The sequence below is a fragment of the Kitasatospora sp. NPDC096128 genome, assembly GCF_040303105.1.
Taxonomy (GTDB): domain Bacteria; phylum Actinomycetota; class Actinomycetes; order Streptomycetales; family Streptomycetaceae; genus Kitasatospora.
Map to the genome: position 1 here is coordinate 25,134 of NZ_JBEOSP010000028.1, position 13,543 is coordinate 38,676.

Sequence of the window (13,543 nt, forward strand, 5' to 3'; positions counted from 1 at the left end):
ACGCGCACCAAGGAGCAGCCTTGAGCACCGCCCTCACCGGAGCCCCGCCCGTACCGCCGCCGACCGCGGAACCCACGAGCGAGGAGTGCCAGCTCGGGCCCGACCCGCTGCTGCACCCCGACCCCGCCGTCGCCGCCGAACAGGCCGCCCTGGAAGCCCTGCTGCGCTGCTGGACCCGGGAGACCGGGGCGCGCCCCGGACCGGACGGCCGGCTGCGGGTCGACGTCCTCGGCGCCGCCGCCCGGCTCACCGCCCCGGTCCGCTACTGGTCGCCCGGCGGCTGGCACCGCTTCGGCCGGGCCACCCTCGCGGTCGGGGAGGGCACCGCCCAGGCCCCGGTGGACGCCGTCACCGCCGCCGCCCTGCTCGCCGCCGCGGCCGCCGAACGGCCCGACCCCGGACAGGTCGCCGACCTCGCCGCCCGGGTCGCCGACTCGGTGGTGCGCACCGCCGAGATCCTCGCCCACCGCCGCACCGCCGCCGAACCCGGCGGGCCGGAGCGCTCCCGGTTCCTCGCCGCCGAACAGGCCCTGCTGCTCGGCCACCCCCTGCACCCCACCCCGAAGAGCCGCGACGGCCTCGGCCCGGCCCAGAGCGCCGCCTACTCGCCCGAACTCCACGGCTCCTTCCCCCTGCACTGGTACGCCGTCGACCGCAGCCTGCTCGCGGCCGGCTCCGCCGTCGCCCGGAGCGCCGACCGGATCACCGCCGACCTGCTCGGCGACCGCACCCCCCTCCCGCCCGGCACCGCCGCCCTGCCGCTGCACCCCTGGCAGGCCCGCGAACTCGCCCACCGCCCGGCCGTCGCCGCGCTGCTCGCCGACGGGCTGCTGCACGACCTCGGCCCGGCCGGCGAGCCCTGGTACCCCACCTCCTCGGTGCGCACCGTCTACCGGCCCGGCACCCCGTGGATGCTCAAGCTCTCGCTCGGCCTGCGGATCACCAACTCCCGCCGGGAGAACCTGCGCAAGGAACTCCACCGCGGCCTGGAGGTGCACCGGCTGCTGGAGAGCGGCCTCGCCGCCGAATGGCGGGCCGCCCACCCCGGCTTCGACATCGTCCGCGACCCGGCCTGGATCGGCGTCGACCACCCCGACCTCGGCGACCCCGGCGGCCTGGACACCGTGCTGCGCGCCCAGCCCTTCGGGCCGGCCGAACGCGCCCTGTGCGTGGCCGGGTTCGTCGCCGAACAGCCGCGCGGCACCGGCAGCACCGTGCCCTCCGCCCTCGGCGACACCCTGCGCGCGCTCGCCGCCCGCACCGGCCGCCCGCTGCGCACCGTGGCCGCTGAATGGTTCCTGCGCTACCTGGACGCCGTCGTGCTGCCCGTCCTCTGGCTGGACGGCCGCGGCGGCATCGCCCTGGAGGCCCACCAGCAGAACAGCATCGTCCTGCTGGACGCCGAGGGCTGGCCCAGCGGCGGCCGCTACCGCGACAACCAGGGCTACTACTACCGGGAGAGCGCCGCCGAGCGGCTCACCGCCCGACTGCCCGGACTCGGCGCGCAGAGCGACACCTTCCTGCCGGACGCCGTCATCGACCACCACTTCGCCTACTACCTCGGCATCAACCACGTGCTCGGGCTGATCGGTGCCCTCGGCTCCCAGGGCCTCGCCGACGAAACGGTGCTGCTGGCCGGGCTGCGCCGCTTCCTGGCCGGCCCGCGCGCGGCCGCCACCGGATCGGCCCTGCCCGCCCTGCTGCTGGACGCGCCCACCCTGCCCTGCAAGGCCAACCTGCTCACCCGGATCAACGGGCTCGACGAACTGGTCGGCCCGGTCGCCACCCAGTCCGTGTACGTCGACATCCCCAACCCGGTGGCGGGCGCCCGATGACGGACGAGCTGCCCGGGTGGGGCGAAGTCCCCACCCCGGCCGGCCGGTTCCGACTCGGCCCGGTCCGGCTGCCCGAGCACCTGGAGCTGCTCACCGGATGGATGAACGACCCCGAGGTCGACGCCTTCTGGGAGCTCGCCGGGCCGCCCGCCGTCACCGAACGGCACGTCCGGGCCCAACTCGACGGTGACGGAAGCAGCCTGCCCTGCCTCGGCCTGCTCGACGGCGAGCCGATGAGCTACTGGGAGGTCTACCGCGCCGACCTCGACCCGCTCGCCGGCCACTACCCGGCCCGCCCGCACGACACCGGCGTGCACCTGCTGCTCGGCCCGGCCGCCAGCCGCGGGCGCGGCCTCGGTGCCCAACTGCTCGCCGCCGTCGCCGGACTCGTCCTCCGTCACCGACCCGCGTGCCAACGGGTGGTGGCCGAACCGGACGTCCGCAACCGGCGCTCGGTCCGGGCCTTCGAACGGGCCGGATTCCGGGCCGCCGCCGAACTCGACCTGCCCGACAAGCGCGCCGCCCTGATGGTCCGCGACCGCGATGCGCCGATCCCCGCCTAGGACACCCCTGTGGACACCTCGACACCGCACGATCCCCCCTACGACCTGCTCGGCGTCGGCATCGGCCCGTTCAACCTCTCGCTCGCCGCCCTCGCCGAGCCCGTCCCCGGCCTGCGCACGCTCTTCTGCGACCAGCGCCCCGAATTCCGCTGGCACCACGGCATGCTGGTGGACGGCGCCCGGATGCAGGTGCCCTTCCTCGCCGACCTGGTCTCGCTGGTCGACCCGACCAACCCGTGGTCCTTCCTCAACTACCTGCGCGCCCAGGACCGGCTGTTCCCGTTCTACTTCGCCGAACGCTTCCAGCTCCCCCGCCGCGAGTACGACCACTACTGCCGCTGGGCCGCCGACCGGCTGCCCAACTGCCGCTTCGGCACCGAGGTCACCGCCCTGCACCGGGACGGCCCGCTGTTCCTGGTCGAGCTGACCGACACCGCGACCGGCCGGCGCAGCACCGCCCGGGCCCGCAACCTCGCGCTCGGCGTCGGCACCCGGCCCGTGCTGCCCGAGACCTTCGCCGCCCTGGCGGACCACTCGCGGGCCTTCCACTCCGCCGAGTACCTGGACCGTCGCGCCGACCTCGCCGGCGCCCGGGACATCACGGTGATCGGCAGCGGACAGTCCGGCGCCGAGGTCTTCCTCGACCTGCTCCGCCGCCACCAGGACGACGGCGTCCGGCTGCGCTGGCTCACCCGCACCAGGGCGCTCGCCCCCATGGAGTACTCCAAGCTCGGCCTGGAACACTTCACCCCCGACTACACCCGCTACTTCCACGGCCTGCCCGGACCCGTCCGGGACGCCCTGGTCAGCGCCCAGTGGCAGCTGCACAAGGCCGCCAGCGCGGAAACCCTCGCCGAGATCCACGACCACCTCTACGAGCGCACCATCGGCCGTCCGATCGACACCGCCCCGGTCGAGATCACCCCCGGCACCGCCGTCACCGAGGCCCGCCCCGGCCCCTGCGGCGGCCTCGAACTGCACTGCCGGCACACCGACTCCGGCGCCGAGCACGTGCTGCGCACCGACGCCGTGGTGCTCGCCACCGGCTACCGAGCCGCCCGCCCGGCCGCGCTCGAACCGCTCGCCCACCTGATCGACTGGGACGAGAGCGGGCGCTACCGGGTCGACCTCGACCACCGGGTCGCCACCCGGCCCGAGCTCACCGGCGGCCTCTACGTCCAGAACGCCGAACTCCACACCCACGGCGTCGGCACCCCCGACCTCGGCCTCGGCGCCCACCGGGCCGCCGTCATCCTCAACGCCGTCACCGGCCGGACCGTCCACCGGCTGCCCGACCGCACCGCCTGGACCGGCTTCGCACCGCCCGCCGCCGGCACCACCGCCACACCCGCCGCCGGCGCCACCGCCACACCCGCGGCCGGCGCCGGCGCCGCACCGAACGCGCAGACCCCCGTCGTCCCCCGCCCCCAGGAGCTGACCCGTGCCGCAACCGTCGGCCACTGAACCGCCGCTCTACCTGCCCCCGCACCTCACCGCCGGGCACTGGCAGCGGGCCGGCCGCGCCCTGCTGGCAAAGATGCTCGGCGAATTCGCCTACGAGGACCTGCTCCGGCCCACCCCGGGAGCCCTCGACGGCGAGTACCTGCTGAAGCTCCCCGAGGCCGAGTACCGCTTCGCCGCCCGCCGCGGCGCCTACGACGGCTGGCAGGTCGACCCCGGGTCGATCCGCTGCTCCCGCCCGGACGGCCTGGACCCGCTGCGCTTCCTCCCGTACGCCGCGCAGACCCTCGGGATGCGCGGCGAGACCACCGCCCACCTGGTCCGCGAGCTCTCCGCCACGCTGACCGCCGACGCCCGCCAGCTCGCCACCGCGCTCACCGCCGCCGAACTCGCCGAGCTCGACCACCCCGCGCTGGAGGGCCGGCAGGGCGGCCACCCGTGGATCGTCCCCAGCAAGGGCCGGATCGGCTTCTCCGGCACCGACGCCGCCCGCTGGACCCCGGAGGCCCGCAGCCCCCGCCCGCTGCCCTGGATCGCCGTCCACCGCCGGCTCGCCGAGTACCGCGGCGTGCCCGGCCTGGAACACCCCGAGCAGCTGTACGCCCGCGAGCTGGACGACGTGGACGCGCTGCGCGCCCCGCTCGGGGCCGATGCCGACGACTACCTGCTGCTGCCCGTCCACCCCTGGCAGTGGGACGAGACGGTCCTGCCGCTGTTCGCGCCCTGGATCGCCACCGGCGAGATCGTCCCACTGGCCTCGGACGGCGACCCACGACTGCCCCAGCAGTCCATCCGCTCCTTCTTCAACACCGCCCACCCCGAGCGCTGCACCGTCAAGCTTCCGCTGTCCATCCTCAACACCCTGGTCTGGCGCGGACTGCCGGTCGAACGCACCCTCGCCGCGCCCGCCGTCACCGCCTGGCTGCACGGGCTGCGCGACGCCGACCCGTACCTTCGGGACGAATGCCGGGTGATCCTGCTCGGCGAGATCGCCTCCGTCACCGTCGACCACCCGCTCTACCGGGAGATGCCCGACTCGCCGTACCAGTACAAGGAGCTGCTCGGCGCGATCTGGCGCGAACCGCTCGGCCCCTTCCTGGCCGGGGACGAACGCGCCCGCACCCTCGCCGCCCTGCTGCAGACCGGCTCCGACGGGCGGGCCCTCGCCGCCGAACTGATCGCCCGCTCCGGCCTCACCCCCGCCGAGTGGACCGGCCGGCTGTTCGCCGCGATGCTGCCGCCGCTGCTGCACTTCCTCTACCGCTACGGCCTGGTCTTCTCCCCGCACGGCGAGAACGCCATCGTGGTCTTCGACGCCGCCGACGTGCCGGTGCGGCTCGCCGTCAAGGACTTCGTCGACGACGTCAACCTCAGCGACCAGGACCTCCCCGAACTGCGCGGACTGCCCGACGAGGTCGCCGACGTGTTGCTGCGGGACGACCCCCAGGGGCTCTGCCAGTTCATCCACTCCGGGCTGTTCATCGGCGTCTTCCGCTACCTCGCCCCGCTGCTGGAGGCGCAGGCCGGCCTCGCCGAGACCGCGTTCTGGGCGCTGTTGCGCGAGGAGGTCCACCGCTACCAGGCCCGCTTCCCCGAGCTGCGCGAGCGCTTCGACCTGTTCGACCTGTTCCTGCCCCGGATCGACCGGCTCTGCCTCAACCGCAACCGGCTGCTCATGGACGGCTACCAGGACCGCCCGCACCGCCCGCACGCCGTCCGGCACGGCACCGTGCCGAACGCCCTGGTCGGCGTGGACGTGCGTCCGCCCGGGCTCCTCCCCGGACAACGGGACCGGATTGTCGCCCCCGCCCCGTAGGGTGGAAGGGTCATGACGAACGACTCCGAATCCCAGCCCGCGACGGACCTCGGCGACGAGGCCGAGGAAGCCGTCGCCGTTCCGCGCTCGCGGATCCCCGAGCTGTTGCACGCCGCGGTCGAGGCCGTCGGCGGTGTGGAGCGCCCCGGCCAGATGCGGATGGCCGAGGCCGTCGCCGACGCCGTCGACCACTCCGAGCACCTGCTCGTCCAGGCCGGCACCGGCACCGGCAAGTCCCTCGCCTACCTGGTGCCGGCTCTCGCCCACGGCGACCGCGTGGTGGTCGCCACCGCCACCCTGGCCCTCCAACGCCAGCTGGTGGAACGGGACTTGCCGCGCACGGTGGAGGCGCTGCACCCGGTGCTGCGCCGCCGCCCGCTGTACGCGATGCTCAAGGGCCGCTCCAACTACCTGTGTCTGCACCGGGCCAACGAGGGGACCCCGAGCGACGAGGGCGAGGGCCTGTTCGACCCGGTCGACGCGCTCGGCGGCCCCACCGGCAAGCTCGGCCAGGACGTGCTGCGGCTGCGCGACTGGGCCGACGAGACCGAGACCGGCGACCGGGACGACATGAGCCCAGGCGTCTCGGACAAGGCCTGGGCGCAGCTGTCGGTCACCTCCAAGGAGTGCCTGGGCGCGACCCGCTGCGCGTACGGGCAGGAGTGCTTCGCGGAGAAGGCCCGGGAGCGCGCCAAACTCGCGGACGTCGTGGTCACCAACCACGCGATGCTCGCGATCGACGCGATCGAGGGCGCGCCGGTGCTGCCCGAGCACGGGCTGCTGATCGTCGACGAGGCGCACGAGCTGGTCAACCGGGTCACCGGCGCGGCCACCGCCGAGCTGACCGTCGGCGCCGTCAACCGGGCGGTGAAGCGGGCCGCCCGGCTGGCCAACGAGAAGGCCGTGGACGCCCTCCAGGCCGCCGCCGAGAACTACCACGGGCTGATGGAGACCGCCCAGCCCGGCCGGGTCGAGGAGCTGCCCGAGTACCTGGCCTACGCGGTCACCGCGATCCGGGACGCCTCCCGCCAGGTGATCACCTCGCTCGGCGAGACCAGGGACAAGGGCCTCAGCGACGAGGACGCCGTCCGCAAGCAGGCGATGGCCTCGGCCGAGACGCTGCACGAGACGGCCGACCGGCTGCTGGAGGGCTCCGAGTACGACGTGGTCTGGATCGAGCGCAGCGACCGCTACGGGCTGGGCACCGCCTCGCTCCGGGTCGCCCCGCTGAGCGTGTCCGGGCTGCTGCGCGAGGGGCTGTACAAGGAGCGCTCGGTCGTCCTCACCTCGGCCACGCTCAAGCTCGGCGGGGACTTCAACGGCGTGGCCGGCTCGCTCGGCCTGCCCAAGGAGACCCGACTGCCGGACCAGCGCACGCCGGGCGACAACCCCGAGGCCGGCTCCGGGTTCGGGGAGGACGCCGTCCCGCACTGGCGGGGCATCGACGTGGGCTCGCCGTTCAAGTACCCCAAGCAGGGCATCCTGTACGTCGCCAAGCACCTCGCCGACCCCGGGCGCGACCCCGAACGGCCGGACATGCTCGACGAGTTGGCCGAGCTGATCGACGCGGCCGGCGGGCGCACGCTGGGCCTGTTCTCCTCGATGCGCGGCGCCCAGACGGCCGCCGAGGCGATGCGGGAGCGGCTCGACCACCGGATCCTGCTCCAGGGGGAGGACACCCTCGGCGAGCTGATCCGCGAGTTCGCCTCGGACGCCACCACCTGCCTGTTCGGCACGCTCTCGCTCTGGCAGGGCGTCGACGTGCCCGGCTCGGCCTGCCAGCTGGTCGTGATGGACCGCATCCCCTTCCCGCGGCCGGACGACCCGCTGATGAGCGCCCGCCAGAAGGACGTCGAACAGCACGGCGGGAACGGCTTCATGGCGGTCGCGGCGACCCACGCGGCGCTGCTGATGGCGCAGGGCGCGGGCCGGCTGGTGCGCGCGGCGGACGACCGCGGCGTGGTCGCGGTGCTCGACCCCCGGGTGGAGACCAAGCGGTACGGGGGCTTCTTCCGGTCCTCGATGCCGGAGTTCTGGTACACCACGGACCGCAACCAGGTGCGCCGCTCGCTGGCGGCGATCGACGCCTCGGCGCCGCCGGTGCGGCCGGTGGTGAAGCGGGGCTGAGGGCCGGTCTTCTGCCGCAGGAAGACGGAGGGGCTCCCCGCTGACGCGGTGGAGCCCCTTCCCGTTGTCGTGGCAACCGCTCGCCGCGGCGGCCGGGCAGCGCCGTCAGAGGCGGCGCAGGACGGCGACCACCTTGCCCAGGATGGTGGCGTTGTCGCCGTTGATCGGCTCGTACGCCGGGTTGTGCGGCATCAGCCAGATCCGGCCGTCCTCGCGCTTGAGCCGCTTGACGGTGGCCTCGCCGTCGATCATGGCGGCCACGATGTCGCCGTTCTCGGCGACCGGCTGGCGGCGCACGGTGACCCAGTCGCCGTCGCAGATGGCCGCCTCGATCATCGAGTCGCCGCGCACGGTCAGGGCGAACAGCTCGCCCTCGCCGACCAGCTGCCGGGGCAGCGGGAAGACGTCCTCGACCGTCTGCTCGGCCAGGATCGGCCCGCCGGCCGCGATCCGGCCGACCAGCGGCACGTAGGAGGTGGAGGGCCGCCCGGCCGTCTCGGCGGTGTTGGGACGGGCCACCTCGACGCCGCGGACCTCGTAGGCGCGCGGGCGGTGCGGATCGCGGCGCAGGAAGCCCTTGCGCTCCAGGGCCATCAGCTGGTGGGCGACCGAGGAGGTGCTGGACAGGCCGACGGCCTGGCCGATCTCGCGCATGGACGGCGGGTAGCCGCGCCGCTGGACGGAGTCGCGGATGACCTCGATCACCCGGCGCTGGCGCTCGGTGAGGCCCGCCTCGTCGGTCCGGATGCCGGGGGGGCGGCCGGGCATCGAGCGGGCGGGGGAGGGATGGGTGTCGTCCATGGTGGGGGAGTGCTCGATCGGCTGGTCGGGGACGCGGCCCGTGGTGGAAACGGCCGGGCCGGAGAGGCGGTGGTCTTCGCTGCGGTCCATGCTGATGTCCACGCTCTGCTGATTCGTGGTGCGCTGCCCCACCTTGAACTGGGAGTGTTCCTGCACCGGGATGGTGTTGGTTTCGATGGTGTTCACGGCGGCCCCTCTCGACGGCTGTCCTCTCCCCTTTTCCAGCCCAACGCGCCTCCTATCGAAAGGTTGCGCCAAACACACGTTCGAGTGAATTATTCGGGAGTTGACTGACTCGATCAAGGCTTTGTTGTACATCGAGTAAATGTTCGACCTGATGCCGACCCCGGAAGTCTAATCGGCGCCGACACGCCAGGGGTGTCACTTCCCCCCGAGACCTAGATGTAGTGGCTAGAGTCCTCTCCGTGCCCAGTACTAGTGGTCAGGTCGCATGATCAGCTTGCCGAGGCCGGGGGCACATCGCATAGACTCGACCGGTCCGCACGTCCTGCCAGGGAGGGATCCCCAGGTGCACTGCCCCTTCTGCCGGCACTCCGACAGCCGCGTTGTCGACAGCCGGACCACCGAGGACGGCAGCTGCATCCGCCGTCGTCGACAGTGCCCGGACTGCGGCCGCCGTTTCACCACCGTGGAGACGGCCGCGCTCATGGTGATCAAGCGCAGCGGGGTCACCGAACCCTTCTCCCGCCAGAAGGTCATCACCGGCGTCCGCAAGGCCTGCCAAGGCCGCCCGGTCACCGAGGACGCCCTCGCCCAGCTTGGGCAGCGGGTCGAGGAGTGCGTGCGGGCCAGCGGCAGTGCCGAGCTGACCACCCACGACGTCGGGCTGGCCATACTCGGCCCGCTGCGGGACCTGGACGTGGTCGCCTACCTGCGCTTCGCCAGCGTGTACCAGGCGTACGACGGACTCGAGGACTTCGAGGCCGCCATCGCCGAGATCCGCGCCGAGCGGCCCGCCCCCGAGGCGGACGGCACCTGCGTGCCCGTTCCCGCCACCGCGCCCTAGGCGGCGCGCCGGGCCCTCGCGGGCCCGCCAGAGCCACCACCATGCGGCCCCCAGCGGGCCGGCAGCACCACATCGGCCCCGCGTGGGCCCGCGCGTGCCCGAAAACGGGGCACAGAACACTACAAACCGTGCGCAAGCGGACGGGTTCCCGTCTGCCCGCACACCGGAAGAACGAACCAGCGGTGCCCGGATTTTTCGGGGCACTTCGGGCGTTTGCCCAGGAGGAGGAGCGAGAAGTGACAGACACCACGAGCGGTTCCGCGCGCGGGTCGAAGTCCGAGAAGGCCGCGACCAAGGGCGCCAAGGCCCCGAAGGGCGGTCTCCGGATCGAGCGCATCTACACCACCCCTGGCGTGCACCCGTACGACGAGGTCCGCTGGGAGCGGCGCGACGTCGTCATGACCAACTGGCGCGACGGCTCCATCAACTTCGAGCAGCGCGGCGTCGAGTTCCCCGACTTCTGGTCGGTCAACGCCGTCAACATCGTCACGTCCAAGTACTTCCGCGGCGCCGTCGGCACCCCCCAGCGCGAGTGGAGCCTCAAGCAGATCATCGACCGCGTGGTGCTCACCTACCGCGCGGCGGGCGAGAAGCACGGCTACTTCGCCACCGCGGACGACGCCGAGATCTTCGAGCACGAGCTGACCCACGCCCTCCTCCACCAGGTGTTCAGCTTCAACTCGCCGGTCTGGTTCAACGTCGGCACCAAGCAGCCCCAGCAGGTCAGCGCCTGCTTCATCCTGTCCGTCGACGACTCCATGGAGTCGATCCTCGACTGGTACAAGGAAGAGGGCATGATCTTCAAGGGCGGCTCCGGCGCCGGCCTCAACCTCTCCCGGATCCGCTCCTCCAAGGAACTGCTCTCCTCCGGCGGCAACGCCTCCGGCCCGGTCTCCTTCATGCGCGGCGCCGACGCATCCGCCGGCACCATCAAGTCCGGCGGCGCCACCCGCCGCGCGGCCAAGATGGTCGTCCTCGACGTCGACCACCCGGACGTCGAGGCCTTCATCGAGACCAAGGTGAAGGAGGAGGAGAAGATCCGCGCGCTGCGCGACGCGGGCTTCGACATGGACCTCGGCGGCGACGACATCGCGTCCGTCCAGTACCAGAACGCCAACAACTCGGTCCGCGTCAACGACGAATTCATGACCGCCGTCGAGAACGGCACCGAATTCGGCCTGCGCGCCCGGATGACCGGCGAGGTCATCGAGACCGTCGACGCCAAGAAGCTGTTCCGCAAGATGGCCGAGGCCGCCTGGGCCTGCGCCGACCCCGGCATCCAGTACGACTCCACCATCAACCACTGGCACACCTGCCCCGAGTCCGGACGCATCAACGCCTCCAACCCGTGCTCGGAGTACATGCACCTGGACAACTCCAGCTGCAACCTCGCCTCGCTGAACCTGATGAAGTTCCTGCGCGACGACGACACCTTCGACGCCGAGAAGTTCGCCAAGGTCGTCGAGCTGGTCATCACCGCGATGGACATCTCCATCTGCTTCGCCGACTTCCCCACCGAGAAGATCGGCGAGACCACCCGCGCCTACCGCCAGCTCGGCATCGGCTACGCCAACCTCGGCGCCCTGCTGATGGCCACCGGCCACGCCTACGACAGCCAGGGCGGCCGCGCCCTGGCCGGCGCCATCACCTCGCTGATGACCGGCACCGCCTACCGCCGCGGCGCCGAACTCGCCGGCGTCGTCGGCCCGTACGACGGCTACGCCCGCAACGCGACCGCCCACCAGCAGGTCATGAAGCAGCACGCGGACGCCTCGCTGGACGCCGTCTCCTTCGACGACCTGGACGCCCCGGTCTGGCTCGCGGCCAACAAGTCCTGGCAGGACGTGCTGCGGGTCGGCGCCCAGAACGGCTTCCGCAACGCCCAGGCCTCGGTCCTCGCCCCGACCGGCACCATCGGCCTGATGATGGACTGCGACACCACCGGCGTCGAGCCCGACCTCGCCCTGGTCAAGTTCAAGAAGCTCGTCGGCGGCGGCTCGATGCAGATCGTCAACGGCACCGTCCCGCGCGCCCTCAAGCGCCTCGGCTACCAGGACGAGCAGATCGAGGCGGTCGTCGCCCACATCGCCGAGCACGGCAACGTGGTGGACGCGCCGGGCCTCAAGGCCGAGCACTACGAGGTGTTCGACTGCGCGATGGGCGAGCGCTCCATCTCCCCGATGGGCCACGTGCGGATGATGTCGGCGATCCAGCCGTGGATCTCCGGCGCCATCTCCAAGACGGTGAACATGCCCGCTGCGGCGACCGTCGAGGACGTCGAGGAGATCTACTTCGAGGCCTGGAAGATGGGCGTCAAGGCGCTCGCCATCTACCGCGAGAACTCGAAGGTCGGCCAGCCGCTCTCCGCCAAGAAGAAGGAATCCGAGGCCAAGGCCGAGGAGACCCCCGCCGCCGTGGTCGAGAAGGTCGTCGAGTACCGCCCCGTCCGCAAGCGCCTGCCCAAGGGCCGCCCGGGCATCACCACCTCCTTCACGGTCGGTGGCGCCGAGGGCTACATGACCGCCAACTCCTACCCGGACGACGGCCTCGGCGAGGTCTTCCTGAAGATGTCCAAGCAGGGTTCGACCCTCGCGGGCATGATGGACGCCTTCTCCATCGCCGTCTCGGTCGGCCTCCAGTACGGCGTGCCGCTGGAGACCTACGTCTCGAAGTTCACCAACATGCGCTTCGAGCCGGCCGGTCTGACCGACGACCCGGACGTGCGGATGGCCCAGTCGATCGTCGACTACATCTTCCGCCGCCTGGCGCTGGACTTCCTGCCGTTCGAGACCCGCTCGGCGCTCGGCATCCACTCCGTCGAGGAGCGCACCCGCCACCTGGAGACCGGCTCCTACGAGCCGCTGGAGGCCGAGGAGCTCGACACCGAGTCCCTCGCCCAGTCCGCCCCGGTCGCCGCGGCCAAGCCGGTCCCGGCCGTCGAGGCGCCCAAGGCGGCCCCGAAGCAGGCCCACAACTCCACGGAGCTGATGGAGATCCAGCTCGGCCTCAACGCCGACGCGCCGCTCTGCTTCTCCTGCGGCACCAAGATGCGCCGCGCCGGCAGCTGCTACCTCTGCGAGGGCTGCGGCTCCACCAGCGGCTGCAGCTGACCGCCGGACTGACCCCGCGCGGGTGAGCCACCGCTGAGGCGGGGCGAGGACTTCACGTCCTCGCCCCGCCTCTTCTCGTTGTCCGGGAGCGCCCCCTCGGGTGGAGATGTCACGAGCGGGGGTGGTGGTCGGCCAGCCCCGGGCGTCGGCGGCCCGAGCTGTCAACTGAGGTTGACAATCCCGAGGGTGTCAACCAGAGTTGACGCCATGAGCGAGAGCGGAGAGCTCGCGGCCGCCGCGAGCAGTCGTGACCCCGCCGTAGGGCTCCGGGCGGTCCGCGCCCTGCGTGATCTGGCGGACCGCCTGGAGGACCTCCAGGTGGGCAACGCCCGGTCGCAGGGCTGGTCCTGGCAGGACATCGCGGTCTGCCTCGGGGTGACACGGCAGGCGGTGCACAAGAAGCACGCACGGCGGGGGCCCGGCAAGGGCGAGGGCGGAGGCTGAGATGTTCGAACGGTTCACTCAGGGGCCCGGCGGGCCGTGGTCATCGCACAGGAGGAGGCGAGGCGGCTGCGGGACGACCGGGGCGACCGGGGCGGCCGTTCGGCAGGCGGTGGAGGCCGAACTGCTCTGAGTGCGATGCCTGGAAGGGGTGGAAGGTGTCGCCGTGCGGTGTCCTCGACGTGAATGAAGGAGATTGACCGTCAACTAGCGGGTTGAGGCCAATGTCTGAATCGATATGATCGGCTGAAAGCGTGAACCGATCAGCTGCCCGGAGGCGTTTCACGACGCCCCCGGGCGGTCTGGTATGCGCCCGACCAGCTGCCGGCGGCCGCAACCGTCGCCGATCCGCCGCCCGCGCC

General features: G+C 72.5%; 9 protein-coding genes. 8 read left to right on the forward strand and 1 reads right to left on the reverse strand.

Features of this window, described 5'->3' with window-relative positions; all coding sequences use genetic code 11:
- Positions 1-20: 20 nt before the first annotated feature.
- From ABTY61_RS27540 to ABTY61_RS27560, 5 genes are read left to right on the forward strand one after another with little or no spacing between them, the layout of a single operon-like run.
- A complete protein-coding gene (locus ABTY61_RS27540; protein WP_350507775.1) occupies positions 21-1,835 on the forward strand; it encodes an IucA/IucC family protein in 1,815 nt (604 codons plus the stop codon).
- Positions 1,724-2,398, forward strand: coding sequence for a GNAT family N-acetyltransferase (locus tag ABTY61_RS27545; RefSeq protein WP_350507842.1), 675 nt, complete (start codon positions 1,724-1,726; stop codon positions 2,396-2,398). The genes ABTY61_RS27540 and ABTY61_RS27545 overlap by 112 nt, the downstream gene beginning before the upstream one ends.
- A 9-nt stretch (positions 2,399-2,407) precedes the next feature.
- Entirely contained in the window at positions 2,408-3,862 is a 1,455-nt protein-coding gene (locus ABTY61_RS27550; protein ID WP_350507776.1) for a lysine N(6)-hydroxylase/L-ornithine N(5)-oxygenase family protein, read from the forward strand.
- Positions 3,840-5,675, forward strand: a complete 1,836-nt coding sequence (locus tag ABTY61_RS27555; protein WP_350507777.1) for an IucA/IucC family protein — start codon at positions 3,840-3,842, stop codon at positions 5,673-5,675. Before ABTY61_RS27550 ends, ABTY61_RS27555 begins: the two co-directional genes overlap by 23 nt.
- A gap of 12 nt (positions 5,676-5,687) precedes the next feature.
- Positions 5,688-7,802, forward strand: a complete 2,115-nt coding sequence (locus ABTY61_RS27560) for an ATP-dependent DNA helicase (RefSeq protein WP_350507778.1) — start codon at positions 5,688-5,690, stop codon at positions 7,800-7,802.
- A gap of 105 nt (positions 7,803-7,907) precedes the next feature.
- On the opposite strand, the gene lexA is transcribed toward ABTY61_RS27560, so the two are convergent.
- Positions 7,908-8,603 carry a transcriptional repressor LexA gene (gene lexA, locus ABTY61_RS27565; RefSeq protein ID WP_350507843.1) on the reverse strand — a complete coding sequence of 232 codons (696 nt, stop codon included), beginning with the start codon at positions 8,601-8,603 and terminating at the stop codon, positions 7,908-7,910.
- Between the two features lie 529 nt (positions 8,604-9,132).
- On the opposite strand from lexA, the gene nrdR reads away from it, so the two are divergent.
- From nrdR to ABTY61_RS27580, 3 genes are all read left to right on the forward strand, one after another.
- Positions 9,133-9,630, forward strand: a complete 498-nt coding sequence (nrdR, locus tag ABTY61_RS27570; RefSeq protein ID WP_350507779.1) for a transcriptional regulator NrdR — start codon at positions 9,133-9,135, stop codon at positions 9,628-9,630.
- 236 nt (positions 9,631-9,866) lie between these two features.
- Entirely contained in the window at positions 9,867-12,740 is a 2,874-nt protein-coding gene (locus ABTY61_RS27575) for a vitamin B12-dependent ribonucleotide reductase (protein ID WP_350507780.1), read from the forward strand.
- A 207-nt stretch (positions 12,741-12,947) separates the two neighbouring features.
- A complete protein-coding gene (locus tag ABTY61_RS27580) occupies positions 12,948-13,184 on the forward strand; it encodes an RNA polymerase subunit sigma-70 (RefSeq protein ID WP_350507781.1) in 237 nt (78 codons plus the stop codon).
- Positions 13,185-13,543: the final 359 nt, after the last annotated feature.

What these genes read in the sequence shown, in the direction of transcription:
- lexA (WP_350507843.1), bottom strand. Translation starts at nt 8,603, where the DNA reads ATGGACGACACCCATCCCTCCCCCGCCCGCTCGATGCCCGGCCGCCCC.
- ABTY61_RS27560 (WP_350507778.1), top strand. Translation starts at nt 5,688, where the DNA reads ATGACGAACGACTCCGAATCCCAGCCCGCGACGGACCTCGGCGACGAG.
- ABTY61_RS27580 (WP_350507781.1), top strand. Translation starts at nt 12,948, where the DNA reads ATGAGCGAGAGCGGAGAGCTCGCGGCCGCCGCGAGCAGTCGTGACCCC.